General features: G+C 70.1%; 23 protein-coding genes and 3 pseudogenes. 13 read left to right on the forward strand and 13 right to left on the reverse strand.

Annotated elements, in window-relative coordinates; genetic code table 11:
- Positions 1 to 3: 3 nt before the first annotated feature.
- The 4 genes from WAB15_RS02415 to WAB15_RS02430 all read right to left on the reverse strand — a co-directional run bounded on the left by WAB15_RS02415 (position 4) and on the right by WAB15_RS02430 (position 4,026).
- Positions 4 to 912 (reverse strand): dihydrodipicolinate synthase family protein, encoded by a 909-nt coding sequence (locus tag WAB15_RS02415; protein ID WP_399148036.1) that lies wholly within the window; start codon positions 910 to 912, stop codon positions 4 to 6.
- Between the two features lie 90 nt (positions 913 to 1,002).
- Entirely contained in the window at positions 1,003 to 2,511 is a 1,509-nt protein-coding gene (locus tag WAB15_RS02420; protein WP_407285117.1) for an FAD-dependent oxidoreductase, read from the reverse strand.
- Positions 2,492 to 2,806, reverse strand: coding sequence for a (2Fe-2S)-binding protein (locus tag WAB15_RS02425; protein ID WP_407285118.1), 315 nt, complete (start codon positions 2,804 to 2,806; stop codon positions 2,492 to 2,494). The genes WAB15_RS02420 and WAB15_RS02425 overlap by 20 nt, the downstream gene beginning before the upstream one ends.
- 65 nt (positions 2,807 to 2,871) lie before the next feature.
- Positions 2,872 to 4,026 (reverse strand): NAD(P)/FAD-dependent oxidoreductase, encoded by a 1,155-nt coding sequence (locus tag WAB15_RS02430; protein ID WP_407285119.1) that lies wholly within the window; start codon positions 4,024 to 4,026, stop codon positions 2,872 to 2,874.
- A gap of 304 nt (positions 4,027 to 4,330) precedes the next feature.
- Between WAB15_RS02430 and WAB15_RS02435 the strand changes: the two genes are divergently transcribed.
- The 5 genes from WAB15_RS02435 to WAB15_RS02455 are packed head-to-tail and all read left to right on the forward strand — an operon-like array spanning position 4,331 to position 10,017.
- The gene (locus WAB15_RS02435; RefSeq protein WP_407285120.1) at positions 4,331 to 6,076 is read left to right on the forward strand and encodes an ABC transporter substrate-binding protein; all 1,746 of its coding nucleotides are present in this window, start codon (positions 4,331 to 4,333) and stop codon (positions 6,074 to 6,076) included.
- Between the two features lie 14 nt (positions 6,077 to 6,090).
- Positions 6,091 to 7,017: an ABC transporter permease gene (locus WAB15_RS02440; protein WP_399148041.1), complete on the forward strand. Its 927-nt coding sequence runs from the start codon at positions 6,091 to 6,093 to the stop codon at positions 7,015 to 7,017.
- Positions 7,014 to 8,000, forward strand: a complete 987-nt coding sequence (locus WAB15_RS02445) for an ABC transporter permease (protein ID WP_399148042.1) — start codon at positions 7,014 to 7,016, stop codon at positions 7,998 to 8,000. Before WAB15_RS02440 ends, WAB15_RS02445 begins: the two co-directional genes overlap by 4 nt.
- The gene (locus tag WAB15_RS02450; protein ID WP_399148043.1) at positions 8,000 to 9,043 is read left to right on the forward strand and encodes an ABC transporter ATP-binding protein; all 1,044 of its coding nucleotides are present in this window, start codon (positions 8,000 to 8,002) and stop codon (positions 9,041 to 9,043) included. Before WAB15_RS02445 ends, WAB15_RS02450 begins: the two co-directional genes overlap by 1 nt.
- Positions 9,040 to 10,017 (forward strand): ABC transporter ATP-binding protein, encoded by a 978-nt coding sequence (locus tag WAB15_RS02455; protein WP_407285121.1) that lies wholly within the window; start codon positions 9,040 to 9,042, stop codon positions 10,015 to 10,017. Before WAB15_RS02450 ends, WAB15_RS02455 begins: the two co-directional genes overlap by 4 nt.
- A gap of 34 nt (positions 10,018 to 10,051) precedes the next feature.
- Here the strand turns inward: WAB15_RS02455 and WAB15_RS02460 are convergent.
- From WAB15_RS02460 to WAB15_RS02470, 3 genes and pseudogenes are all read right to left on the reverse strand, one after another.
- Positions 10,052 to 10,147: pseudogene (locus WAB15_RS02460) on the reverse strand (DNA-binding response regulator); the annotation flags it as partial.
- A 26-nt stretch (positions 10,148 to 10,173) separates the two neighbouring features.
- Positions 10,174 to 10,908 (reverse strand): annotated as a pseudogene (locus tag WAB15_RS02465) (histidine kinase dimerization/phosphoacceptor domain-containing protein); the annotation flags it as partial.
- Positions 10,909 to 10,946: 38 nt separating this feature from the next.
- The gene (locus tag WAB15_RS02470) at positions 10,947 to 11,522 is read right to left on the reverse strand and encodes a hypothetical protein (RefSeq protein WP_407285122.1); all 576 of its coding nucleotides are present in this window, start codon (positions 11,520 to 11,522) and stop codon (positions 10,947 to 10,949) included.
- Positions 11,523 to 11,821: 299 nt separating this feature from the next.
- Between WAB15_RS02470 and WAB15_RS02475 the strand changes: the two genes are divergently transcribed.
- The 5 genes and pseudogenes from WAB15_RS02475 to WAB15_RS02495 all read left to right on the forward strand — a co-directional run bounded on the left by WAB15_RS02475 (position 11,822) and on the right by WAB15_RS02495 (position 15,250).
- Positions 11,822 to 11,980 (forward strand): hypothetical protein, encoded by a 159-nt coding sequence (locus tag WAB15_RS02475; protein ID WP_407285123.1) that lies wholly within the window; start codon positions 11,822 to 11,824, stop codon positions 11,978 to 11,980.
- 80 nt (positions 11,981 to 12,060) lie between these two features.
- Positions 12,061 to 13,269, forward strand: a complete 1,209-nt coding sequence (locus tag WAB15_RS02480) for a M4 family metallopeptidase (RefSeq protein WP_407285124.1) — start codon at positions 12,061 to 12,063, stop codon at positions 13,267 to 13,269.
- A gap of 82 nt (positions 13,270 to 13,351) precedes the next feature.
- Positions 13,352 to 13,654: a protealysin inhibitor emfourin gene (locus tag WAB15_RS02485; protein WP_399148049.1), complete on the forward strand. Its 303-nt coding sequence runs from the start codon at positions 13,352 to 13,354 to the stop codon at positions 13,652 to 13,654.
- A 179-nt stretch (positions 13,655 to 13,833) separates the two neighbouring features.
- Positions 13,834 to 14,125: pseudogene (locus WAB15_RS02490) on the forward strand (SpoIIE family protein phosphatase); the annotation flags it as partial.
- 336 nt (positions 14,126 to 14,461) lie between these two features.
- Positions 14,462 to 15,250, forward strand: a complete 789-nt coding sequence (locus WAB15_RS02495) for an ATP nucleotide 3'-pyrophosphokinase (RefSeq protein ID WP_399148050.1) — start codon at positions 14,462 to 14,464, stop codon at positions 15,248 to 15,250.
- A 99-nt stretch (positions 15,251 to 15,349) separates the two neighbouring features.
- Here WAB15_RS02495 and WAB15_RS02500 read toward each other — a convergent pair whose 3' ends face one another.
- The 4 genes from WAB15_RS02500 to WAB15_RS02515 form a co-directional block, all read right to left on the reverse strand.
- Positions 15,350 to 16,156, reverse strand: coding sequence for a thermonuclease family protein (locus tag WAB15_RS02500; protein WP_407285125.1), 807 nt, complete (start codon positions 16,154 to 16,156; stop codon positions 15,350 to 15,352).
- Positions 16,157 to 16,240: 84 nt separating this feature from the next.
- Positions 16,241 to 17,425, reverse strand: a complete 1,185-nt coding sequence (locus tag WAB15_RS02505) for a cytochrome P450 (RefSeq protein WP_407285126.1) — start codon at positions 17,423 to 17,425, stop codon at positions 16,241 to 16,243.
- A 31-nt stretch (positions 17,426 to 17,456) separates the two neighbouring features.
- Positions 17,457 to 18,824, reverse strand: coding sequence for an NAD(P)/FAD-dependent oxidoreductase (locus WAB15_RS02510; protein ID WP_407285127.1), 1,368 nt, complete (start codon positions 18,822 to 18,824; stop codon positions 17,457 to 17,459).
- A complete protein-coding gene (locus WAB15_RS02515; RefSeq protein WP_399148054.1) occupies positions 18,814 to 19,023 on the reverse strand; it encodes a ferredoxin in 210 nt (69 codons plus the stop codon). The genes WAB15_RS02510 and WAB15_RS02515 overlap by 11 nt, the downstream gene beginning before the upstream one ends.
- Before the next feature lie 588 nt (positions 19,024 to 19,611).
- Here WAB15_RS02515 and WAB15_RS02520 point away from each other — a divergent pair.
- The 3 genes from WAB15_RS02520 to xdhC are packed head-to-tail and all read left to right on the forward strand — an operon-like array spanning position 19,612 to position 24,330.
- On the forward strand, positions 19,612 to 21,081 hold the full coding sequence (locus tag WAB15_RS02520; RefSeq protein WP_407285128.1) for a xanthine dehydrogenase small subunit: 1,470 nt from the start codon (positions 19,612 to 19,614) through the stop codon (positions 21,079 to 21,081).
- A complete protein-coding gene (gene xdhB / locus WAB15_RS02525) occupies positions 21,078 to 23,519 on the forward strand; it encodes a xanthine dehydrogenase molybdopterin binding subunit (protein ID WP_407285129.1) in 2,442 nt (813 codons plus the stop codon). Before WAB15_RS02520 ends, xdhB begins: the two co-directional genes overlap by 4 nt.
- 1 nt (position 23,520) lies before the next feature.
- Positions 23,521 to 24,330, forward strand: coding sequence for a xanthine dehydrogenase accessory protein XdhC (gene xdhC / locus WAB15_RS02530; RefSeq protein WP_407285130.1), 810 nt, complete (start codon positions 23,521 to 23,523; stop codon positions 24,328 to 24,330).
- A gap of 199 nt (positions 24,331 to 24,529) precedes the next feature.
- Here xdhC and WAB15_RS02535 read toward each other — a convergent pair whose 3' ends face one another.
- Positions 24,530 to 25,720 (reverse strand): hypothetical protein, encoded by a 1,191-nt coding sequence (locus WAB15_RS02535; protein ID WP_407285131.1) that lies wholly within the window; start codon positions 25,718 to 25,720, stop codon positions 24,530 to 24,532.
- Positions 25,721 to 25,767: 47 nt separating this feature from the next.
- Positions 25,768 to 26,457 (reverse strand): dioxygenase, encoded by a 690-nt coding sequence (locus WAB15_RS02540; RefSeq protein ID WP_399148059.1) that lies wholly within the window; start codon positions 26,455 to 26,457, stop codon positions 25,768 to 25,770.
- Positions 26,458 to 26,483 lie beyond the last annotated feature (26 nt).

Consider the following 26,483-nt stretch of genomic DNA (forward strand, 5'->3'; position numbering starts at 1 on the left):
GGGTCAGCGGTGGCCGTCGGCGACGGCCTTCTCGGTGGCGGCTCGCACCGCCGACTCGGTCTCCCCGTCGAGCGGGAAGCGCGGCGGGCGGGTGGGGCCGCCGCGCCGGCCGACGATGTCCATGGACAGCTTGATGGACTGGACGAACTCCGTCTTGGAGTCCCAGCGCAGCAGGGAGTGCAGGGACCTGTAGAGCGGGACGGCGGTGGCCAGGTCGCCGGCGACGGCAGCGCGGTACAAGGCGGCGCAGGTGGCGGGGAAGGCATTGGGGTATCCGGCGATCCAGCCGACGGCGCCGGCGACGGCGAGCTCCAGCAGCACATCGTCGGCGCCGATCAGCAGATCGAGTTCCGGGGCGAGTTCGGCGAGTTCGTACGCCCTGCGGACATCGCCGGTGAACTCCTTGACGGCCACGACGCTGCCGTCCTGGTGCAGCCGGGCCAGTGTGCCGGGGGTGAGGTCGACCTTGGTGTCGATGGGGTTGTTGTACGCGACGACGGGCACCCCGACCCGGGCGACCTCGGCGTAGTGTGCGCGCACACCCGGCTCGTCGGCCCGGTAGGCGTTCGGGGGCAGCAGCAGCACCGAGCCGCAGCCCGCCTCCGCCGCCTGCTCCGCCCAGCGACGGGCCTCGGCGCTGCCGTAGGCGGAGACGCCGGGCATGACGCGCGCCCCGTCGCCCGCGGCCTCGACGGCGGTCCGCACCACACGGGCACGCTCCTCGTCGGTGAGGGTCTGGTACTCGCCGAGCGAGCCGTTCGGCACCACGCCGTCGCAGCCGTTGTCAAGCAGCCAGCGGACATGATCGGCGTAGGCGTCGTGGTCGACGGAGAGATCGTCGCGCAGGGGCAGGGTGGTGGCGACCATGACGCCGCGCCAGGGGCGGGCGTTGTTCCAAGTGGTGGCGGTCATGCCGACAGAACCTCTCTACGTAATGTGACATTTCACTAGTACGGTGCGGCGCCCCGAAGCCCTTCGGCTCCGGGCCGGCCGTCACCGGGATCAGCCGTCGGCGCCGGGAGCGGCGCCGGGCTCGGATGTGGTCTCGGACCGGTCCCCGGGCTCGTCGACGACGGGTACGACAGGGTCGTCGAGCGCGGCGAGCGCCGAGAGCGGGACGGGTACGGCGAACGGGCGGCGCTCCGCCGGAGGTTCGGTGGGTTGGTCGCGGGCCGCGAGGCAGGCCACCGCCGGACCGCACATCCGGCCCTGGCACCAGCCCATACCGGCCCGGGTCAGCAGCTTGACCGTACGGGCGTCACGGGCTCCGAGATCATCGACCGCCTCGCGGATCCGTCCGACGGAGACCTCCTCGCAGCGGCACACCTCGGTGTCGTCCGCGAGCCAGCGCGCCCACCCCGGGCCCGGCGCGTGGGCGGCGGTCATCGCCTCGGCGAAGGCGCGCATCCGGTCCCTGCGCCGCTGCAGCTCCCGGACCCTGCCACCGTGGGCGGGGCGGCCAAGGAGCCGGGCGGCCGCGGCGACTGCCGCCAGCTCGCCTTCCATACGGGCCAGTTGGGCGCCCCCCACTCCCCCGGTCTCACCCGCCGCCCAGAGATCGCGTACCGAGGTCTCCTGGAGGCTGTCCAGGGCCAGGGCCCTGGTGCCGTCGGACAGCGGGCGGGTGGCGCAACCAAGTGCCGTGGCCAACTCGATCTGCGGGACCAGGCCGTGCCCGACCGCCAACGCGTCGCATTCGATCCGCCGCCCCGTCCCCCGTACGGGGCGCCAGTCGCGATCGAGGCGGCTGACGGTCACGGCTTCCACCCGGTCGGTGCCGTGCACCTCGGTGACCGCGCTGCGCTGCCGCACCCGTACCCGGTGCCACAGCAGCGCCGCGCCGTGGATCAGCGCCTCGGCCGCCTTGTGCGGATTGGCGACGAGCGCGCGGGGGTGCCGGGCGTAGTGCAGATAGCCGGACGCCTCGACGACGGCCGGCACTCGCGCGCCGGCGGCCGCCAGCGAGGAGGCGACCGCGAGCAGCAGCGGACCGCTGCCCGCCACCACCACCCGCCGGCCGGGGAGCACCAGCCCGGACTTCAGCATGGCCTGTGCTCCCCCGGCACCCACGACTCCGGGCAACGTCCAGCCGGGGAAGGGGAGCTGCCGTTCGTACGCGCCGGTCGCCAGGAGGATCGCGCGGGCCCGTACGCGCACGGGGCGCTCGCCGCCGCCGTCGGCCCCGGTGACGGCGTGCACGGACCACACATCGGCAGCCTCTTCGTCCTTGGTCACGCTCCACACGTGATGCCCGGCGAGGTGGCGGACCTCGCTCCGCGCAAGGCGTCGGCGCAGGTCGGCGTAGGCGGACCAGTCATGGTGCAGGGCTTCGGGTCGGACGGCTCCCAGGGCGGGCGCCGGGGTGCGGTAGAACTGCCCGCCCGTGTCGGTGGAGGTGTCCAGCAGGACGACGGACAGGCCGAGCTCACCGGCCGTGACGGCGCCGGCGAGGCCGGCGGAGCCCGCCCCGATCACCGCGAGGTCGTACGGTTCAGACACCGAGAGCGGCACGGCCGTGTCCCTCCTGAGTGGTGATGGCGTCCCCCGGTGCGGCCGGAATCAGGCAGGCCCGCCGGTTGGGCTCGCCGTTGATGGTGGCGAGGCAGTCGTAGCACTGTCCGATACCGCAGAACGCACCCCGTGGGCGCCCGCCGTTGCGCGTGGTGCGCCAGGACAGGATGCCGGCGCCCCACAGTGCGGCGGCGACGGACTGGCCGGGCAGCGCGGTCACCGGGCGGCCGTCGAAGGTGATCGGGAAGGGTCGACCGGGCTCGGCGCCGACCAGGTCGGCGGGGGTACGGACCACGGGTACTCCTCTCATGGCGGTCATGGCGGTGGTCGTTCCGGCGGTGACGGGCATCGCGGGCGGTCTCAGATGGCCGGAGCGAAGCGTTCCGGTCTGAACGGGGTGAGGTCGAGCGGTGGTTCACCGCCGGTCAGCGACCGCGCGACGGCCAACCCGGTGGCGGGGGCGAGCCCGATCCCCGCACCCTCGTGGCCGCAGGCGTGCAGCAGACCGGGGACCCTCGGGTCGGGGCCGACGGCGGGCAAATGGTCCGGCAGATACGGGCGGAAACCGACGTACGTGCGCATCGCCCGGACCCCGGCAAGGACCGGGAAGAGCGCGGTGGCCTGGGACGCCAGCCGCCGCAACACCTCCACCGACAGCGTGCGGTCGAAGCCGACCCGTTCCCGGCTGGCGCCGATCAGGACCGGCCCCGCCGGGGTGCCCTCCACCACCGCCGAACTCTGCAGCGTGGCGGAGCCGCTGGCCACATCGGCGACATAGTCGGCCGCGTACACCTTGCGGCGCACCACCCGCGGCAGCGGCTCGGTGACCAGGACGAAGCCCCGGCGGGGTCGTACCGGAAGCGCGACACCCGCAAGGCGGGCGAGCTCACCGCTCCAGGACCCGGCGGCGTTCACCACGTACGGGGCGTGGCGCTCCCCGGCCGTCGTCCGCACTCCCCGGATCTCGCCGCTCGCCCCGGTGAGCAGGCCGGTGACCTCCTCGCCGAGCCGCAGCCGGACACGGTCGCCGCCCGCGCGCAGCAGATGCGCGGCGGCGAGCGCCGGCATCACCTGCGCGTCCTGGGGATAGTGGACACCACCCGCCAGGCCGGCGGCGAGATGGGGCTCCAGGTCGTGCAGGCGGTCGGGCGGGACCTCGTCCGCCGTGACGCCTGCCGTGCGCTGCCCGTCCGCGAAGTCCCGCAGCGCGGCCATTGCGGCCTCGCCGGCAGCGACGACCAGCCCGCCTTTGGGCTCGTACTCGATGTCCGGCGGGAGTTCTTCGACCAGCTCCCGCCACAACTTCGTGGACAGCAGGGCCAGTTCGAGTTCGGGTCCCGGCCCCTTGTCGGAGACCAGGAGGTTGCCCTCGCCGGCTCCGGTCGTACCGCCGGCCACGGAGCCGCGGTCGATCACGGTGACGCGGAGGCCGGACCGGGCGGCGTAGTAGGCGCAGGCCGCACCGATCACGCCGGCCCCGACAACGATGACGTCCGCGGAGTTCCCTGTGAGCACGTCAGTAATATTTCACATTGCACTCGCCGTGCCAAGGGTCGGCGATCAATTGCGTCCGGTCGATCTCCCTCGCCCGCCAACGCCCCTCCCCTCCACCCCCCGATCACGCCGGGCGTACGCGGACATCGGCCGTGCGGCCGAAGACAAGGACCTGGCTCGACGGCGGGCGCCGTTGACGACGACCCCTCGGGCACGGGTGGGTAACGAAGCGACCGACACCTTGTCAGTGCAATTTCACATTACTATGTTACCGGTCACATTCCAGCCAGCTCTGGCTGTCCAACTGCTTCCGGAGTAACCACTCATGGACAAGCGCACCTGCACCAGCCTGGCCGCCACGCTGGTGGCGGCCCTCACCTTCGGCACAGCCGGCTGCTCCGGCAGGCAGTCGACCGACGGCAGCCGCGGCCGCAAGAACCCGGCAACGGCCAACAGCGGCCGGGCGGTTGGCGGGACGCCGCAGAAGGGCGGCACCCTCACCGTGCTGTCCCATCAGGACTTCTCCCACCTCGACCCGGCCCGCAACTGGACCATGAGCGACATGGACTTCGGGACCCGGCTGCTCTACCGCACCCTGGTGTCGTACAAGGCGGCTCCCGGAACCGCCGGCGGCAAGCTGGTACCCGACCTCGCCACCGACCTCGGCACACCCTCGAACGGCGCCAAGACCTGGACCTTCCACCTCAAGCCGGGGATCAAGTACGAGGACGGGACGCCGGTCACCGCCCAGGACATCAGGTACAACGTGGAACGGTCCTTCTCCCCGGACCTGCCCGGCGGCGCCGACTACGCGGCCCGCTACCTCAAGGACGCCAAGGGCTACCAGGGCCCGGCCAAGGGCGAGCATCTGGATTCCGTCAGGACGCCGGACGAGCGGACAATCGTCTTCGAACTGCGCAAGCCCTTCGCCGAGTTCCCCAACGCGACGGTGATGCCCACCTTCGCCCCGGTACCGAAGGCGAAGGACACCGGGCCCCGCTACGACAGCCGGCCGTTCTCCTCGGGCCCCTACAAGATCCAGATTTACCAGCGCAACAAGAAGCTCATCCTGGTCCGCAACCCCCACTGGGACCCCAGGACCGACGAGATACGCAAGGCGTACCCGGACAAGCTCGTCATGGTGATGGGGCTCAAGCCCAACCAGATCGACGACCGGATGATCGCCGGCCAGGGCGCGGACGCCTCCGCCGTCCCGTGGTACGCGCTGCGGCCGGAGAGCGCGCCGAAGGTGCTGCCCAACGCCGACGTGCGCAAGCGACTGCTCGCCGAGTCGACCAACTGCACCGACATGGTGCAGATGCACACCGGGCGGGCCCCCTTCGACAACGTGAAAGTCCGTCAGGCCGTGGAGTACGCCCTCGACAAGGAGGCCGTGATCACCTCCTCCGGCGGTCCCGCCTTCAATGACGCGTCCACGGCGTACATGCCCGCGACCCTCTTCGGCGGCAAGCAGCCCGACACGCTGAAGATCCCCGCCACCGGCGATACGGACCGGGCCAAGCAGTTGCTCAAGGAGGCCGGCAAGCCGAACGGCTTCACCACCAAGATGACGGTCTCCAACGGCGACAAGGGGCGGGCCGAGGCGATCCAGCAGTCGCTCGCCAAGGCCGGCATCGAGGTCACCATCGAGACGGTCGACCCGTCCGCCTTCTACGCCAGCATCGGCGACACCACCAGCCGCACCGACATGGTCTACACCGGCTGGTGCCCGGACTACCCGTCCGGCTCCACCTTCCTTCCCTTCGTCTTCGACGGCCGCTACATCAAGGAGAAGGGCAACACGGGCAACCACTCCCTCTTCCGCGACCGGCCGACCATGAAGCGGATGGACGAGATCGCCACGATGACCGACGCCGAGAAGGCGAACGCGGCCTGGCGGGAGCTGGACGGCGAGATCCTCGCCCAGGCCCCGTCGGTACCGGTCCTGGTGCGCCGCTGGCCACTGGTGGTGGGGACCAACATCGCGGGCGCGTACGGGCAGACCTCCTTCGGCGGCCAGCTCGACTACGCCTCGGTCGGCCTCAAGGACCCCGCCAAGGGCGAGGGCTGAGGAGCGCATCCACCATGGTCACCACCTCCCCACCCGCCCCGGCGGGCAGCGGCCCCTGGCAGCTCGCCCGGCAGCAGCTGCGCCGACGCACCGGCGTGCAGATCTCCCTCGTCGTGATCGCGCTCTTCGCGCTCATGGCGGTAGCCGCCCCGCTGCTCAGCACGCTGGGCGGCTGGCCACCCGACGAGTTCGACAAGACCGCCGTCGATCCCTATCTCGGCGGTCAGCCGCTGGGCCCGCTCGGCGGAATCTCCGCCGAGCACTGGCTCGGGGTGGAACCCGTCACCGGCCGCGACCTGTTCGCCCGGGTCGTGCACGGCGCCCAGGTCTCCCTGCTCATCGCCTTCACGGCCACCGCCATCGTGGTGCTCGCCGGCACCGCGGCCGGAATCGCGGCCGGCTACTTCGGCGGCCGCACCGACACGGTCCTGAGCCGGCTGATGGACCTCACCATGTCCTTCCCGTCCCTCATCTTCATGATCGCGATGATGTCGGTGGCCAAGGACGTCAACCGGATCGTGTTGATGACCGCCGTCATCGGCCTCTTCGGCTGGCCCGGCATCGCCCGTGTGGTGCGCGGCCAGACCCTCTCGCTCAAGCACCGCGAGTACGTCGACGCCGCCCGCGTCGGCGGCTCCGGGCCCTGGCGGGTGCTCACCCGCGACGTCCTCCCGGGCGTCGCCGGGCCCGTCATCGCGTACACCACCCTGATCATCCCCGGGATGATCGCCACCGAGGCGGCGCTGAGCTATCTGGGCGTGGGCGTCCGCCCGCCCACCCCCTCCTGGGGCCAGATGATCGCCGAGAGCGTCGCCTTCTACGACACCGACCCCATGTACTTCGTCATTCCCAGCGCCTGCCTCTTCCTGACCGTGCTCGCCTTCACCCTGCTCGGTGACGCGCTGCGGGACATCCTCGACCCGAGGGGCAGCCGCAGATGATCCTCTACCTCGGGCGCCGGATACTCGGCGTCATCGGCGTCCTGATCGCCATCGCCGCCATCACCTTCGTCATCTTCTACGTCCTGCCGTCCGACCCGGCGGCCGCGGCCTGCGGCAAGTCGTGCAGCACCGAGCGGCTGACGGCGATCCGTGCGCACATGGGCCTCGACCAGCCCCTGTGGCGGCAGTTCACCGACTTCGTCACCGGCATCTTCACCGGCCGCACCATGGGCACCGGCCAGTACGAGCTGCACTGCCACTTCCCGTGCCTGGGCTACTCCTACGAGAACAGCGAGGCCGTCTGGGACCTGCTGATGGACCGTCTTCCGGTCTCCGCCTCGCTGGCCGTCGGCGCCGCCGTGATCTGGCTGGTCCTCGGGCTGTCCGCAGGGGTCGCCGCGGCCCTGCGCAAGGACACCCTCACCGACCGGGTGCTGATGGTCGGCGCCGTCGCCGCCGCCTCCCTGCCGGTCTACTTCACTTCGATGATGCTGCTCTACGGGGTGATCCGGATCGCCGGACTGCTGCCGTACCCGAGTTACGTGCCCTTCGGCGACGACCCGCTCGACTGGGCGTCGAACCTCCTGCTGCCCTGGCTGGCGCTGGCCGTCCTGTACGCGGCGATGTACGCACGGCAGAGCCGCAGTTCGATGATCGAGACGATGGCGGAGCCGTACATCCGCACCGCCCGCGCCAAGGGCCTGCCGCGCCGCACGGTCGTGGTCAAGCACGGACTACGGGCCGGGATGACCCCGGTCCTGACCATCTTCGGCATGGACCTGGGCGGACTGCTCGCCGGTGCGGTGATCACCGAGTCCATCTTCGGCCTCCCCGGTATCGGACGGCTCTTCTACGGTGCGCTCTCCAGCGGCGACCAGCCGGTGATCCTCGGAGTAACGCTGCTGGCCGCCACCTTCATCGTCGTCGCCAACCTGGCCGTCGACCTGCTCTACGCCGTCGTCGATCCCCGAGTGAGGTACTGATGAGCGTCCCCGAACCCGTGCTCTCGGTCAGGGACTTGACGGTCACCTTCCCCACCCCGCGCGGCCCGGTACGTGCCGTGGACGACCTCGGCTTCGAGGTCCACCGGGGACGAACCCTTGGCATCGTCGGCGAGTCCGGCTCCGGCAAGTCCGTCACCTCCCTGGCGGTGATGGGGCTGCACACCGGTGCCACGGTCACCGGCTCCATCAACCTGGGCGGCCGGGAGCTGACCGGCCTCCCCGAGCGCGAACTGAACCGGCTGCGCGGCCGGAGAATGGCCATGATCTTCCAGGACCCGCTCTCCAGCCTCCACCCGTACTACACCGTCGGCGAACAGATAGCCGAGCACCACCGCGTGCACTTCGGCAGCGGCAGAAGAGCCGCCCGCGAGCGGGCCGTGGAGGCGCTGGCCGAGGTCGGTATCCCCGAGCCGCGGCGCCGGGCGCGGGAGTACCCGCATCAGTTCTCCGGCGGCATGCGCCAGCGCGTGATGATCGCGATGGCCCTGGCCTGCGAACCCGAGCTGCTCATCGCGGACGAGCCGACCACCGCCCTGGACGTCACCGTCCAGGCGCAGATCCTGGAGCTCATCGCCCGTCTCCAGGAGGAGCGGGGACTGGCCGTCATCATGATCACGCACGATCTGGGCGTGGTCGCACGTGTCGCCCACGAGGTCCTGGTGATGTACGGCGGGCGAGGGGTCGAACGGTCCGGCGTGGACGCCCTGTTCGCCGAACCTGCTCACCCCTACACCCGCGCCCTCCTCGACTCCCTTCCGCGCCTCGACGACAGCGAAGAGGAACCGCTGCGGACGATCCCCGGCAACCCACCGTCCCTGCTCACTCCGGCTCCCGGCTGCGCGTTCGCGCCCCGCTGCCCACGGCTGGCCGACGCGCCCGCCGAGGAGCGCTCCCGCTGCGAGAGCGAACTCCCCCTCCTCGACGGCCCGACCGGGTTCCCCCAAGTTCTCGACTCCGCTCGAACAGGGGGGACCCCCATGGCCGCCTGCCACTTTCCCGCGTACGAAGGCATGACCTCATGATGACGAACACCGAACCCCTGTTGTCCGTACGCGACTTGGCGATGTCGTTCCCCGGGAGGCGGCGATCCGCTCCGGTCCGGGCCGTCGACAGCGTCACCTTCCACGTGGCCCAGGGCGAGACGCTTGGCCTGGTCGGTGAGTCCGGCTGCGGCAAGTCCACCACCGGCCGCACGATCGTCCGGCTGCTGGAACCCACAGCCGGCTCCGTCACGTACGACGGGCGGGACATCAGCCATCTGTCGCAGCGCGCGCTGAAACCGCTCCGCAAGGAGCTCCAGATGGTCTTCCAGGACCCGCACTCCTCGCTCAATCCACGCCAGACGGTGGCCCGGATCGTCTCGGATCCGCTGCTCGTCCAGGGCAGTTCGGCAGCGGATGGCCGCAAGCGCGCCGCCGAGCTGATGGAGCTGGTGGGGCTCATCCCCGAGCACATCGACCGCTATCCCCACGAGTTCTCCGGCGGCCAGGCCCAGCGCATCGGCATCGCCCGAGCGCTCGCCACCGGCCCCCGCCTCGTCGTCGCCGACGAGCCGGTCTCCGCCCTCGACGTCTCCGTCCAGGCCCAGATCGTCAACCTGATGGAGCGGCTCCAGCGTGAACTCGGCCTGGCCTACCTCTTCATCGCCCACGACCTGTCGGTCGTCAAGCGGGTGTGCGACCGGGTCGCCGTGATGTACCTGGGCCGGATCGTCGAGATCGGAGCGAAGGAGGAGGTGTACGCCGCTCCGGCCCACCCTTACACGCGCGCGCTTCTGTCGGCCGTGCCGCTGCCGGACCCGGCCGCCGAACGGAGCCGCGAGCGGATCACCCTGCTCGGGGACCCTCCCAGCCCCGCCGCTCCCCCGCCCGGCTGCACCTTCCACCCCCGCTGCCCCAAGGCCCAGGAGATCTGCCGCATGGAGGCGCCCGCCCTGCGGAACACGGCACCGGGCCCGGCGCGGCAGGTGGCGTGCCATTTCCCCGAAACGGCCTGAGCACGAATCGTGCCCCGGCTCCCGCCCGGGGGTTTTAGTTCGTCAGGCGTCCGGGAACCACCAGTCCGGTCTCGTAGGCGGCGATCACGGCCTGTACCCGGTCGCGGAGTCCCAGCTTGGTGAGCACGTTGGGGCGCGTGGGTCGTCCTGGTCCTTGAGGACGGCCAGCATACGGCGCAACTGGTCCAGGGCGTCGCGGCCGGTGCCGGCGATCGCGCCGAACGCGGCGGAGGCACGGGTGGGATCCGTGTCCAGCGCCACCGGCCCCGCCTCGGCCTGGACGACCATCAGACTGATCGAATGGGCCAGCACATCGTGCATGTCCCGGGCGATCTGGGCGCGTTCGCGTTCGGCGGCGCGCTCCTCGTCCACCTGGCGATCGCGTTCGAGGCGGGCGGCGCGTTCGGCCAGCGCGGCCGCCTCGGCACGGGAGCCGGCGGAGGCCCGGCCGAGCGCGTACGCGGCGACGTACAGGACGACGCCGCGCGTCGCGGTGTCCGGCGAACCGACCGAGGCGAGGCCGCCCGCGCAGATCGCCAGGAAGACCGGTATCCGCACCCGGGGTGGGGAGACGGACGCCATCCCGTGCAACGCGATGAGGACTCCGTACCACAGTGGCTGCGGAGCGAGCGGGGCGGCGAGGTCGTAGAGGCTGGAGAACGTGGCGCAGACCAGGAGGACCAGCGCCGGTGCACGCCGCCGCACCGCCAGGGGCAGCGATGCCGCGACCGCTACGACGTACCCCCACCAGTGCCAGGGACGTCCGCTGTCGCTGTGTACGAACAGCAGGGGCGCCATCTGGGCGGCGGCGGTGACGACGGCGAGGGTGACCTCCGACCACGGCGAACCCGCGAGGCGGCGGAGCGAAGGGGACATGGGCAGCGCGGGCATAGGGGTTGAATTCTTCCACAGGGGTGTTCGACAGGCCCTCAGCTGTGCGCCGTGGCAGGAGCGGTGCCGCGGCCGGGGAACGGCGCGAGTCCGGCACCCAGCAACAGGCCCACGGCCGGCAGGGCGTCCAGTCCCAGGAGGGAGACCAGCACGGCGAGCACCACCGCCACCGCCCGCCATACGGGAACGGCCCGGGCCAGTGCGAGTTGGCAGAACATGACGAGCAGACCCAGGAAGAGCAGCACGGGTGCCACCGTGTAGACGACGAGGTTCACCCCGGGGACGCTCTGGACGTCGGCCCACATTTCCCGCATGGCCTCGTGGTCCGCGGCGAGTGCGCCGACGACGATGTCGATGGAGATCTGAGCCATGGAGCAGACGGCACCGACGAGGCCGACGACTGCCGTGGCCGTTGCGAACAGGCCGCGGCCCGCCAGCCGGCGCAGCTCCAGGAACACCGGCACGAAGAGGATCAACGCGGCGAGGAACGCGAGGTGACCGGTCGTCCAGGCCGGGCCCGGTCCGCGCTCGCCGTCCAGGCCGTCCAGGGAACGGCAGCCCGCGTAGACGGTGACGAGGAGCGGCGCCGCGGTGAAGGCGATGGTTTTGGTCATGGCGCGATCCTCGCCGCGGCGGCCCCCCGCGGCATCGCCGACATGACCCATCTCCGCCGTCCCTCGGAAGAGGGAGGAGAGGGGCTTCCGGCGCCGCCGCTACCGGCGGAAGGCCGGGTGCGGCGCCTGGTTCCGGCATGATCGGCGCTGCGTTTGCCAGTCCCCATGACCGGCAGGAAACTGTTGATGACAGCGTGGCCCTGCCGCTGGAAACGTAGCTGGTAGGCGCCGACACTTCTCTCGCTGCTGCCACGACAGCGCATATCTTTGTTTCTCCGCGATGGCCACCCGGCTGACCGATGCGATCCATGCTCGGCGGACGTGCAAATACCCGGGAGATGCGAGAGCGGCAGGCCAGGAAAGTGATGGAAATCGTCACCGACCGCTTCGGTGTGGGGCAGAACAAGCCCAAGGCGTCAGACCACTGCCCCGTCAATCTCGACCGCGAAGTGCAGTGAGCGGTGCTATCGGAAAAGCCCGAGCCGACAATCACGTTCGTGATGCGTTCACCGCCGTTCCCCTTGCCCAGGAGGTACCCATGAGCAGGACCTGCCGCCTCAACTGCATCATCCCCCCGCACCTTCTCCATAAGCTCTTGGAAAGCGAAGACAGTGAGGTGCGCCAAGCAGCCTTGGACACCCTGCTGGCCACCTCTCGGCTGCGGGGTGAGCGAGCGGTCCGGGCATCCTTCGCCGGCGCCGCCGCCCCTGGCAACGGCCGGCGGACCATCTTTGACTGTCGGAAGGGCAGGTTTCTCCCCTTCGCTGTTCTCGCCCAGTCGGAGGAGGGGCCGGCATCCGCGGACGAGTCCGTCAAGCGAGCGTTCGACGGACTCGGCACGACACGAGATTTCTACGGCGAGGTGTTCCAGCGTCATTCGCTCGACGGCCGCGGGATGCGCCTGGATGGGTACGTCCACTTTGACGCGAATTACAACAATGCGTTCTGGGACGGACGACAGATGGTATTCGGTGACGGGGACGGAAGGATATTCACCGACTTCACCAGATCCATCGACGTGATCGCCCACGAGTTGACACACGGAGTAACCGAGTTCACCGCCAGGCTCGCCTATCACAATCAGCCTGGCGCTCTGAACGAGTCAATTTCAGATGTCTTCGGGACGCTGGTCAAACAGTGGTCGCTGAAGCAGTCGGCCGAGACGGCGGACTGGCTGATCGGAGCCGAGGTCTTCACCCCGAGCATCGACGCCGATGCCCTGCGCTCGCTGAAGGCCCCGGGGCAGGCGTACGACAACGCCCTGTTGGGCAAGGACCCCCAGCCCGACCACATGAGCGGATTCCTCAACCTGCCGGACACCGAGAGAGGGGACAACGGCGGGGTACACCTCAACTCCGGCATTCCCAACAAGGCCTTCTATCTGACGGCGATGCGCATCGGCGGCTTCGCGTGGGAGGCTCCCGGTCTCATCTGGTACGAATCGCTCAAGGCCTCCAGCATCGAGACGACGTTCCAGGATTTCGCGGACACCACTTACCAGAAGGCCGAGGAACTGTACCGGGCCGGCAGCGCCGAACAGTTGGCCGTGTTGGCGGCATGGCAGGAGGTGGGCATCCAGATCAGTGGGGTCCCGGCCGGGGTCGCCCGGGCGCGGAGCCTCGCGGCAGCCCGGAACGGTGGCGTCGGCCGGGAGGACGGCCTGACCGCCTTGGCCCAGCAGATCGGGGCACTGACCGCGCAGGTGTCGGGGCTGGCCAAGGACGTGACCGCGCTGAAGGAGAAGTGACCGTCAACGGTTGATACGGGCCACTCCTCGGACGATCGCAACGGCAAGGAACCTCGCTCGGTCGACCGGGAGGTTGTGCACGATGAAGGTGACTTTGGCGAGACACGGCGGGCAGGCGGCTGCGATCCTCCTCCGCCTCCCGCCCAAGGTGCTGGACACCGATGCCCTGCCCAAGAACGCCGCCGCGGAGCTGGCACAGCTGGTGGCGGCGGCCGCCCCGGCGGCCGAGAAGGACCGGCCCGGCCGCGCCAGGGACGCGATGAGCTACACGATCACGGTGGAGGACGGTGGCCGCTCCACCGTTCTCGCCCAGTCGGACACCACCATGTCCCCGGCGTTCGCCGCCTTGCTCGGTTGGCTTGAGAAACACTTCGCGCAGCAGTGACACGCGAAGGCGGGCACCGCGGAGGTCGGACGCGAGGCGGTCCAACTGGCCGGACAGGTGCCGCAGGCCCCCGACGGTGTCCGGATGTATCTGCCGCTTCTGGACGGTAGCGATCAGGTGGGTGTGATGGCGCTGCCCCTGGACGCCGTCAGCGACGATGACCGGCGCCTGCTGCGGCGGCTCAGCAGTTGGAGAGCGCGACGACGCTGCCCGTCGGCTTCGGAGGTGAACTGCCCCGGGTCAGAGAACACACGCTCCAGAAGGGCGACCGAGTGCTGTGCTACACCGACGGCATCATCGAAGAGCACGTGGCCGGAGGGGAGCCATTCGGCGAGGAACGCCTCATCGCCTGCGTCAACCGCCTGGGGGAAGGGCCGTCAGAGGGGACGCGGGCGCACCAGCGACGACGCCACCCTCTTCATGGTCGAGTGGCGCGGTGGCGCCGCCGACCACCTCGCGGTTCTTGACTGAACACGATTACGTGCCCTGCGGAGCCGGCCGTGATCGTGCCCGTTGCGGAGGGTGGGCCCCGCGGGGGCCGTCGGGGTCTGAACCGCCCCTGACCCCGGCCGCCTCATTGACGTGACGCCAACTTGAAAGCTGCCGGCCAGTGGGGCAGTCCTTCCGTGCTGCGCGTCATCGACAACTGGGCCACGCGAGATCTCCGCCACCAGCCGGGTGAATAACTGCGCAATCAGGACACTCTGCGCGGTACGCGGCATAACTCCGCCCTGGAAAAGCCAGGATTCCTTCCGGATCAGGTGGCACTCGTACAGGTGCCGTTTCCAGGAAGGAACGCAGCGGACGATGAGGATCACAGCCAAGGTGTCCCGGGCCGTCACCGCGCTCGCGCTGAGCGCCATTGTGGGGCTGGGCCTGGCGAACGGGGCGCAGACCGCGTCGGCGAAGGACGACAGGGTCCACCCCAGTGCCCGGTCGGCCACCGAGGGCGGAGGGTGGCAGGGCGAGGGCGGGCTGTCGTTGAACCCGGCGGACAACGCGCGCGTGGACGCCTATCTGGAGCAGGCCAAAAAGGCGGAGCGGTCCATCAGCCCGCAGGTGCGAGCGGCCGCGGCACTCAGCGCCGCCGAGGTCATCGGCTTCGACCGCCGCCTGAAGTCCCCGGATTCACTCAAGCGCAAGGTCGCCACCTCAATGAAGGAGAACCCGGGGCAGAACGTCGGCGAGGCCCTGGCGAGGATCAGCGACTCGGTGCGCTACACCCTGCAGTGGCCCGACAACCGCTACAGCGTCGGTGTCACCATCGCCTCGCACACTCTCGCGGCCTGGGGCAACGACAGCACCAAGTGGACGAACCGCTGGAACAGCGGGAAGGGCTACAAGGGGCTCAACACCGGCTGGCACGCACCGCGTTCCGGGCATCCGTTCGAGATCCAGTTCCACACGCCGACCAGCAAGTGGGCACAGGAGGAGACGCACAAGCTGTACGAGGAGCAGCGGCTGCCCACCACCACGCCCGAACGCGCCAAGGAACTCCAGGAACAGCAGGACGCGATCTTCGCAATGGTTCCCATCCCGCCCGGCGCCGACCGCCTGACCGCTCCCCTAGTACCTGCCACCGCCTCCCGTCGTTGATCCGCTCGCACCCCGGGCCGTTCGAGCCCGGGGTGCGCCGTCTGTCGGCGTGCTTACAGCGCTCTCCAGTCGCGCCGGCGGCCCCGTTTCCAGGTGATCTCAGCGCGTGCGGCTGCCGCTTCCGGTGAGCCGTCGCGACGGTGTCAGGTTGAGATGGCCGACAGCCTCGTTCACGTCCTGCGGCCAGAGCCACAACCGGTAGATCGGCGGGACCCGGAAGTAGTCCTCCGGACCGTGTAGTTCACGATCGCGCATATCTGCGCAGTACCGCGTCCGCCACGAGAATGCCTCGTCGGGCTCCAGCTTCTTCCCCTCGGCCTTCTTCTTCGTCACGCCATGGAGCTTTTCGAGGGCCCGGTACTCGTAGGCGAGCAACGTGTGGGAATCCTTCCAGATCCCCTTCTTGTCCTTGACGGCCTTGTCGGCGGCCTTGAGGAAGAGGGGCAGATCGAGTTCGCCGGGGATGGAGGGGTAGATGACGAAGGGTGCCGCCCATCCTTCGGTGATGAGATCGAGGTTGAACGTCGGCCTCTTCTCGCGCGGAAGGGTCTCCAGTTCCTTCTTCGAGTAGTTCGGCGCGATGTAGGCGAGCAGGCGGTTGTTGTCGTCGAAGAAATCATCGGCGGTGCGGATGAAGATGCCGCGCTCCTTGCCGGGTTCCCTGCCCTCGGCCAGCCTCTTCTTGATGTTCTCCGTGTTGAACGTGGCTGCCGCCGTGCCCTGGCCGAACTGCAAGCTGCCCGCGTTCCCCGTCTCGATCTTCGGCAGCAGGAACTCCGTGAGGGCGTCGGAGATGGGCGCGACGCCGTCCCGTATCCGCGCGCCGAGCTGCTTGAACTTCTCGTCGACGCTCTTGGCCCCCTCGACGGTATCCGCTGTTGTTTCCGGAGTGTCGACGGACAGCAAGGCCGGCCGCCCGACACATACGCGGCTCAGATGGCGGTCCGCCGAGCGGCCGCCCCCTGGTGTGCTGCGCGCATTCCAGGAACCTCATAGGTGGACGGCCAGGTGGCGGGGCCCGCGGAGCATCGCGTTCTGCCGGTAGGGGGGCGGGTCCTGGACCAGACGGGCCGTATCGAGGTACGGGATCAACGCACCGAGCGCGGACTGGGCTTCGATGCGGGCGAGGGGTCCGCCGAAGCACAGGTGGATGCCGCCGCCGAAGCCGAGGTGCTCGTTGTCCGGGCGGGTGGGGTCGAACCGATCGGGCTCGTGGAACCGCATGGGGTCGCGGTTGCCCGAGGCCAGCACCAGTACGACGGACGTGCCTTGGGGAATCGTGGTGCCGGTGACGTCGATGTCGGCGTGGGGGATGCGCTCCCGTATGTGGACCGGAGGTTCATAGCGCAGCAGTTCCTCCACCACGCGCGGCAGCAGGTCGGGCTCACGACGCAGGTGGTCCAACTGCTCGGGGTGGCGCAGCAGGGTGAGCACCCCGTTGGTGATCAGGTTGACCGTGGTCTCGTGTCCCGCGATGAAGAGGAGGATGGCGGTCTGCGCGAGTTCCTCCTGGGTGAGCCGCAGGGCGGGATCCGGTTCGTTGACGTAGGCGGAAAGCATGTCGTCGGTCGGGTGCCCACGGCGCTGCTCGGCGAGGTCGATCAGGTACCCACCCATCTGGATCTGCGCCTGCTCGCCCGCCCGGACCCGCTCGGTGGGGTCCTCATCCGGCCGCACGTCGGCGGCTGCGACCAGGGTGTTGGACCATTCCTGCAACTGTGGTTCGTCCTGCCGGGGTACGCCGAGCAGGCGGCAGATGACGGTGACGGGCAACGGGTAGGCGAAATCGTCGACGATGTCGACCTGGCGCCCTGCCTGGAAGGGCCCCAGCAGTTCCTCGGTGAGCCGGGCGACCTCGCCGCGCATGGCATCGACCCGGGCCGGGCTGTGCGGCGGGCCGAACGGCCGCATGGCCAGGGTGCGCAGCCTGTGGTGTTCGGGGTCGTCGAGCCGGAGGAACGGCGGCTTGCGCGTCGTCTCGCCACGGGAGCGTGGATCGGTGCTCATCCGCGGGTCGTGGAGCAGAGCGGCGATCTCGTGGTAGGTGCCGATCAGACAGCTGCCGTCCGCCTGCCGCACCACGGGACCGGCCTCGCGGAGTTCCGCGTACAGCGGGTAGGGATTGGGGCGACTGCCGTAGTCGGTGATCCGTGCCAGCAAGGTGTCGGAGTCCATGGTGGCTCCTCGTGGTTGGGCGGGACGTGGCTCAGGGCTGCACCACGGTCAGCCGGCGATCCGGCAGATACCCGGTGAGCGCCACGGTGGGGCCGTGGGACAGGCCCTTCGGATCCGGCACGTCGGACGGAATCGGGACGTCGGCCGCGATCGCGCGGTCGGCCGCACCGAGCGGGGGCGGGAACGGAGCAGCCGTCTCGATCAGGTACCGGTAGTAGTCGAGCGACTTGGCCATGTCGACGGTGACCGCGGCGGTGACCCGCCCCTCGTAGCCGTAGACCATCGCCAGACGACGCGCCTCCAGAGAGCCCTGGGCAATGACCACGTGGTCGGAGTAGGTGGGCACGCCCACCGACTTGATGTTGAACCCGAACTGGGTCGACCAGAAGGTCGGGATGGCGAGGTGCGGGCGCTGCATCGGCCCCGGATTGACCATGTTGTGGGCCGCCACCTCGGCCTGTGCGACCGCGTTGCCCCAGTGTTCCAGGGCGAGCATCTGATATCCGAACAGCGGGTGGGGAAAGCGGGAGACGTCGCCGGCCACGAAGACGTCATCAGTGACGATCCCGTACATGTTGAAGGCCCGGCAGCCGGCGTCGCAGGCGATCCCGCGCGGTCCCGCGGCCAGCCCGGACTCCGCGAGCCACTCCACGTTGCGGACCGCTCCCAACGCCACGACGCACAGGTCCGCGTCGACCCGACTGCCGTCGGACAGGTCCGCACCGGTGAACCGGCCGTTCCCGTCCCCGCGCAGGGCGGTGACCGTCACCCCGCAACGCAGGTCCACGCCGTGGTTGCGCTGCATGACGGCCGCGAGTCTCGACAGGGTGCCGCCGAGCGCGCCCACCAGGGGTGCGGGGCCGCGTTCGGCGACCGTGACCTCCAGTCCTCGTTCCCGGCACGCCGAGGCGATCTCCGAGCCGGTGAAACCGGCACCGATCACCAGCACCCGCTGCGGCCCGGCCGCCAGCCGCTCGGCCAGGATCCCGGCTTCGTCCCGGGTGCGCAGCGTGAACACCCCGTCCAAGGCCGCCTCCTCCGGGTTGGGCCAGGGCCGCGCGCGGGTCCCGGTGGCGATCAGCACCCGGTCGAACGGCAGCGACTCGCCGTTGTCCAGCACCACCCGCTTATCGAGGGGGTCCAGACCTGTGACACGTATCCCCAGGCGCCAGTCCGCGCCCGGGTCCCGCCGCATCGGCAGCCCGGTGGTGTCCGCTGCCGCCTTGCCGAGGAGCACCTGCTTGGACAGCGGCGGCCGGTCGTAGGGCGGGTGGGGCTCGTCCCCGACCACGGTCAGTGAGCCGGTGAAGCCCTCCGTGCGCAGTGCCTCCGCAGCCCTCAACCCGGCCAGCGACGCGCCGACGATGACGATATGGCCGTCTCTGAGGTCACCGGACACCGGCGTTCACCTCCTCACCGAGGAGAATCGCCTGTACAGGGCAGGCCGCCGCGGCCTGCCGTACGCGCTCGACCTGGTCGTCGGGGACCGCGGGGGCGTACAGCAACCCCTCCTCCCCGTGCAGCTGGAACACTTCCGGCGCGAGGAACACGCACTGTGCATAGCCTTGGCAGCGCGTGAGGTCCACAACGGTCCGCATCCTCACCACTTCCTCCGTCGCCACGTCCCCCTCGTCTCCAGCATGAGGGGAGTCCCGGACGCCCGCACGGCCGCGTTCGGCGCCCCCCGAGCCGGTACGGGCCCGCACCGATTGGCGTTCGGGCGGCGGGGGTGCTCCGGCCAACAGTGGAGCGTGTCCCCCGTGCGATCCGAGCGCCCGGGGACGGCCCACCCGGCACGACCGGCTGGAGGCTGATGCCGTCGTGCACTCGGGAGAACGAGGGCGACCTCTTGATCTCCGTGGCCCCAGCCACTACTTTGCGGTAGACCTCGACCCATGACCGCCGAAGGGAGGCGACCAGCGGATGTACACCAGCTCTGATCTTGGTCGCCTCGCCCAGTGCACGGTCTGGGTTCCGGGGCGGATCGCGCACGGCTGCTGAGCACGCCGTTCTGATGTGCCCGCGTCCGTGGCACATTCCGGGTTTCTCGTCACCACCTTCCGGCACGTCGCTGTTGCGTGCCCTTGCGCCCGCTCCTCTCACGTGGCGCGTCTGAACACAGAAAGCTGCCTGAAATTGGCGAACATGATGAATCGACCGATCGCGTACCGAAATGAAGGCCTGTCATGGTAGAAGTGCGGATCACGGTCAACGGGAAAGAAACACCGATTTCACCGGCTGCGCCTCACACCACTGCACTGGATTTCCTGCGCGAGCGTGGCCTCACCGGCACCAAGGAGGGCTGCGCCGAAGGTGAATGCGGCGCCTGTTCGGTCCTGGTGGCCCGTCCCGGGGTGAACAAGCCCACCGACTGGGTGGCGGTCAACGCCTGCCTGGTCCCGGTCGCGGCGCTGGACGGTCAGGAGATCATCACCTCCGAGGGCCTGGCCACCGACGCCGACGCCGGCCCCGGCAAGCCGCCCAGCCTGCACCCGGTGCAGGAGGAGATGGCGGTCCGCGGCGGCTCCCAATGCGGTTACTGCACGCCGGGATTCATCTGCAGCATGGCCGCCGAGTACTACCGGCCCGACCGCTGCGCGCACGCGGAATCGGCCCACAGCACCGACTCCGAGCACGGCCCGAACGGTTTCGACCTGCACTCGCTGAGCGGAAATCTGTGCCGCTGCACCGGCTATCGCCCCATTCGGGATGCCGCGTTCGCCGTCGGGACGCCCACCGACGCGGACCCGCTGGCGCAGCGTCGCGAGCAGTCCCCGCCCGCACCGGTCGCCACTGAATACGCCCGGGACGACAGTGTGTTCCTGCGGAAGGGCACCCTGTCCGAAACGCTGCAGGTGCTGCGCGAGCGGCCCGACGCGGTGGTGGTCGCCGGCTCCACCGACTGGGGCGTCGAGGTGAACATCCGTTCCCGCCGGGCGGATTGCGTGGTCGCCATCGACCGGCTGGCCGAATTGCGGGAGCTGCGCGTCGAATCGAACCAGATCGAGATCGGGGCGGCGCTGACGCTCACCGAGATCGAACGCCGTCTCGACGGCGACATCCCGCTGCTGGCAGAGCTGTTTCCGCGGTTCGCGTCCCGGCTCATTCGCAACGGTGCGACCCTCGGCGGCAACCTGGGGACCGGCTCCCCCATCGGTGACAGCCCGCCGGCGCTGCTCGCGCTGGAGGCGTCGGTGGTGCTCGCCGACGCCGACGGTGAGCGCGAGGTCCCGCTGGCGGACTACTTCACCGGCTACCGCCAGAGCGTGCGCCGTCCCGGCGAGCTGATCCGCGCGGTGCGCATCCCGCTGCCGCTGTCGCCGGTCGTGGCCTTCCACAAGATCGCCAAGCGGCGCTTCGACGACATCTCCAGCGTGGCAGTCGCTTTCGCGCTCGACATCGAGGACGGCATCGTCCGCAAGGCACGCATCGGCCTGGGCGGCGTGGCCGCCACCCCGGTCCGCGCGCTCGCCGCTGAGGCGGCCCTGGAGGGCAGGTCGTGGGCGGCGCGGACCGTCGAGGCGGCGGCCCAGGTCCTGCGGTCCCAGGGCACGCCGATGAACGATCATCGTGCCAGCGCCGAGTACCGCTCCGCGATGCTCGGCCAGAGCCTGTTGAAGCTGTACGCGCAGACCACCGAGGCGGTGTCGTCATGAGCCAACTGTCCGAGCGTCCCGAAAAGCCCGTCGTCGGCGTCCCGATGCCACATGAGAGCGCAAACCTGCACGTCACCGGCACCGCGCTCTACACCGACGACCTGGTCCACCGCACCAAGGACGTGCTGCACGCCTACCCGGTCCAGGTGATGAAGGCCCACGGCCGGATCACCGCCCTCCGCACCGAGCCCGCGCTCGCCGTGCCCGGTGTGGTCCGCGTGCTGACCGGTGCCGACGTCCCCGGCGTCAACGATGCCGGGATGAAGCACGACGAACCGCTGTTCCCCGACGAGGTCATGTTCTACGGCCACGCGGTCGCCTGGGTGCTCGGCGAGACCCTGGAGGCGGCCCGGCTCGGTGCGGCGGCCGTCGAGGTGGTACTCGACGAACTTCCCTCCCTGGTCACGCTCCAGGACGCGATCGCGGCCCACAGCTTTCACGGCGCTCAGCCCGTGATGCTGACCGGCGACGTCGACGCCGGTTTCGCCGACTCCGCGCACGTGTTCACCGGCGAGTTCCAGTTCTCGGATCAGGAACACTTCTACCTGGAGACGCACGCGGCGCTGGCCCAGGTCGACGAGGCCGAGCAGGTGTTCGTCCAGAGCAGCACCCAGCATCCTTCGGAGACGCAGGAAATCGTCGCGCACGTGCTCGGACTGCACAGCCACGAAGTGACCGTGCAGTGTCTGCGGATGGGCGGCGGCTTCGGCGGCAAGGAGATGCAGCCGCACGGGTTCGCGGCCGTCGCCGCACTCGGCGCCAAGCTGACCGGCCGACCGGTCCGCCTGCGGCTCAACCGGACTCAGGATCTGACCATGTCCGGTAAGCGGCACGGGTTCCACGCCAAGTGGAAGATCGGCTTCGACGCCGACGGCCGCATCCAGGCCCTGGACGCCACCCTGACCGCGGACGGCGGCTGGAGCCTGGACCTCTCCGAGCCGGTGGTGGCCCGTGCGCTGTGCCACATCGACAACACCTACTGGATTCCCCACGCGCGCATCGCCGGTCGCATCGCCAAGACCAACAAGGTCTCCAACACCGCCTTCCGCGGCTTCGGCGGACCGCAGGGCATGCTGGTCATCGAGGACATCATGGGCCGGTGCGCGCCGCTGCTCGGCCTGGATCCGATGGAACTGCGGGAGCGCAACTTCTACCGCCAGGGCCAGTACACGCCGTACGGACAGCCGGTCGCCCACCCCGAACGGATCTCCACCGTCTGGCAGCAGGTTCAGGACAACGCCGGCATGGCCGACCGCAAGCGCGAGATCGCCGCCTTCAACGCCGCGCACCCGTACAGCAAGCGGGCCCTCGCGATCACCGGCATCAAGTTCGGCATCTCGTTCAACCTCACCGCCTTCAACCAGGGCGGCGCGCTGGTGCTGATCTACAAGGACGGCTCGGTCCTGATCAACCACGGCGGCACCGAGATGGGCCAGGGCCTGCACACCAAGATGCTGCAGGTGGCCGCGACCACACTGGGCATCCCCCTGCACAAGGTGCGGCTTGCCCCGACGCGAACCGACAAGGTCCCCAACACCAGCGCCACCGCCGCCAGTGCCGGGGCGGATCTCAACGGTGCGGCGGTGAAGAACGCCTGCGAGCAGTTGCGCGAGCGGCTGCTGCAGGTGGCTGCCACCCAGCTGGGTTCGCACGCCTCGGATGTGCGCATCACCGAGGGCGTCGCGCGCGCCCTGGGCAATGACAAGGAACTGACCTGGGACGACCTTGTGCGCACCGCGTACTTCCAGCGGGTGCAGTTGTCGGCGGCCGGCTTCTACCGGACCGAGGGTCTGCACTGGGACGCGAAGACGTTCCGGGGCTCGCCGTTCAAGTACTTCGCCTATGGCGCCGCCGCAACCGAGGTGGAAGTGGACGGCTTCACCGGCGCGTACCGCATCCGGCGGGTGGACATCGTGCACGATGTCGGCGACAGCCTGTCCCCGATGATCGACATCGGTCAGGTAGAGGGCGGTTTCGTGCAGGGCGCGGGCTGGTTGACGCTCGAGGACCTGCGCTGGGACGCGAGTGACGGGCCGAACCGCGGCCGGCTGCTGACGCAGGCCGCGAGCACCTACAAACTACCGAGCTTCTCGGAGATGCCCGAGGAGTTCCACGTCACGCTTCTGGAGAACGCCACCGAAGAGGGCGCGGTATACGGATCAAAGGCGGTGGGTGAACCTCCACTGATGCTGGCGTTCTCGGTGCGGGAGGCCTTGCGGCAGGCGGCCTCCGCGTTCGGGCCGAGCGGGGTCAGCGTCGAATTGGCCTCACCCGCGACGCCGGAAGCGGTGTACTGGGCGATCCAGGCGGCTCGCCAGGGCGATGTCTCGCGGAACGGTGACGCCGGCAACGGGTTCGCCGCCGACGACCACACCGGAAACGGGCACGCCGCCAACGGCGGGACCCGAGCCGACGCAAACGCGTTGAGCGGTGCCTGACATGACCTGGCTCACCGCGGTGGCACGGTTGCGGGCACGCCGGGAGCCCGGCGTGCTGGTGACCGTCGCGACCGTGCGCGGCCATGCCCCGCGCGACGCCGGTGCGAAACTCGTTGTGGGGCAGGCCGAGACGTGGGGCTCGATCGGTGGCGGCAATGTCGAGGCCGTCGCGATCGATCGGGCCCGGGAGATGATCGCCGCGTCCAAGCCGGAGCCGGAGCTGATCGACTTCGCTCTCAACGACAAGGTGACCAACCGGCACGGCGTGCAGTGCTGCGGCGGCACGGTCTCGGTGCTGCTCGAACCGCTGCCGGTGCCACGGGCGGTGGCGATCTTCGGCGTCGGGCACATCGGGCTGGAGCTGGCGCGCATCCTGGCACGTCAGGACCTCGACCTCCATCTGATCGACACCCGCTCCGACACCCTCACCGAGGAGCGGCTCGACGTGCTGGCGGACGCGGTGGCGCAGGTGCACGTGCATCACACGCCGCTGCTGCCCGAGGAGGTGCTGGCGGAGTTGCCGCGCGGCACCCACATCCTGATCATGACCCATGATCACGCCGAGGACGCCGCTCTGTGCGACGCCGCCTTGCGCACAACCCATCTCGGCTTCATCGGGCTGATCGGGTCGGCGGCCAAGTGGGTGCGGTTCCGCAAACGCCTCGTCACCGAGGGCGGTCACGACGAGGCCACCATCGATCGGATCAAGACCCCGATCGGGCTGGCCGACATCACCGGCAAGGAACCCGCGACGATTGCCGTGAGCGTTGCTGCCGATGTGCTGCGCAGCTTTGAAATCGAGGGGAACTGACTCTCCAGCTGGATCGACGGGGGCCCCGCACTGGTGCGAACGCACACGTGCGGGGCGCCCTCTCGGCGCGAAATCGCCCGTTACTTTCACAGGCCTCGTCCCCACCAGGGCAGGCTGGCCTGAGGCAACACATCGCCCGCCGCGGGGCGCACGGCGGGCGATGGTTCCGACTCCGAGAATCGCCGAAGAGGGAAGCGGATCAGCTCTTCGTCCGGGTGATCACCGGGCGGAGATCCCCTTGCCGGGCGATTCCGGCGACCCAGAGTTCCTCGCCCTTGGGCACCGTGGCGAAGCCGCGTACGACCACGCCCGGGTCGGCTGCCCGCTCCCACCGGCCGCGCTGTGCGTCCCAGCGCAGCGCGACCGGAGCGGCGCCCTTGCCGCCTACCGCCCAGAGCTCCCCGGTGCCGGTCCGGCCGACGGCGCGCAGCCGCCCGTCCGGGACGTCCGGGGTCTTGGCGGCCGACCACTTCACCCCGTTCCAGTGGACGGCATAGGGGCGCTCCGCGCTCCCGGTGGTGCTGCCGCCCACCGCCCAGATGTCATCGGCGGCGAACGCGGTGATCCCCCCGAGCCAGGCGTGTCCGGTCGGCGGGGCGCCCCCGTCCACCCGCTTCCAGCTCGTGCCGTCCCAGTGCAGCAGCAGAGCCGTCTGCGGTGACGTCTCGTCCGCGGCGTAGGCCGCGCCCACGGCCCAGATGTCGTCGGGTGCCAGGGCCGTCACACCGTTCAACTCGCCCTTGCCGACGTCGGGAAGGGTCTGCCGGTGCCAGCCCTTGCCGTCCCACGACTGGACGGCGGGCACGGAATCCTTGATCGACCGGCCCATCGCCCGGCCCACCGTCCACGCCTGCCCGTCGGTGGTCGTCGTCACGGCTTCGGGGACGACCCTGCCGGCGGGATCACGGTCCAGGGTGCGGGTGGTCCACTTCTTGCCGTCCCAGTGCGCGGTCGCGCTACCGACCTCCCAGATGTCGTCGGCGGAACGGACGGTGAGGGCCTGCGGGAAGCTGTTCTCCGGGAGCGTGGACTCCTGGGACCAGGACGTGCCGTCCCAGCGGAGCGCTATGGCGTCGAGCTCGGTCGCGCTCTTCAGGCGGTATCCCACGGCCCAGGCCTGCTTGTCGCTCAACGCGGCGATGGCGGTCAGATCGCCCTTCGTCACGGGTACCGGGGTCTGCTGCCACTGACCGGCGCGGGAGGCGGCGGATGCGGCGGACGACGCCGGCTGGGGCGGCGCGGCGGTGGCGGTCGGCTGACCGTCGAGGCCGGCCACGGCCAGGCTCCCGGCCACGAGGGTGGCGGCCAGCCCCACCAGCAGGGGCGCCCGGCCGCGGGTCGGCCCCTGGGACGAAGGCGTACTCGATGGCTTCGCTGACCTCGCTGACATCACACATTTCCTTTCCTGATGAGGGAGTTGGGGGGGGGAGGGAGCGGCTAGGCCGTGGTCTTGAGGACGAAGTCGAAGGTGCCGCTGTAGTGGGCATCCCCCTGGGCGGTGAGCCCGATGGTGCAGGCGCGGTTCAACAGCCGGTCAGCGGCGTTGAGGGCGGCGAAGTCCCGGCCGTACGCCTCGGTGTCGTCGGGGAAGTACAGCTGGGTGATGAGCACGGGGCCGCCGGGTGACTGGACCTGTGTGTGGATGTGCGGTGCCCGCTGGCCCCAACGGCCCCAGTAGTCCCGGGGGATGATCGTCCGGAGCAGGTAGCCGCCCCGGCTGTCGGTGTACTGGTGGCCGCGGAGCGAGAATCCCGAGGTGTCGTAGTCACCGTTCTGGTCGCACTGCCAGAACTCGATCAGCGTCTCCGGCAGTGGTGTGCAGGCCGTGTCGTAGACGACCCCGCCGAGGTCCAGTCGTACGCCGCGGACGCCGGGGGTGCGGACGTCCGACCGCTCCGGGGATCGGGGCTTGAAGAGGGGGCCCTCGATGGAGGCGGGGGTCTCGTGTCCCGAGCAGGCGGGGGTGACGGCGAGCGGGAGCCGGCGTGCTGTCGCCGGCTCGGTCGCGAAGGCGGCGGGGCCGGCCGAGGCGGCCAGCGCCGTCGCCCCGATGGCGACCGATGTCACACCCGCGGAAGTGGTCTTGATGAACGCTCGCCTTGAGCTCTTCTCGTCGCCGTAACGCATCCGTGTCTCCTTCTCGCCGGGGCCGG

This window comes from Streptomyces sirii (genome assembly GCF_045690365.1).
Classification (GTDB): Bacteria; Actinomycetota; Actinomycetes; order Streptomycetales; family Streptomycetaceae; genus Streptomyces; species Streptomyces sirii.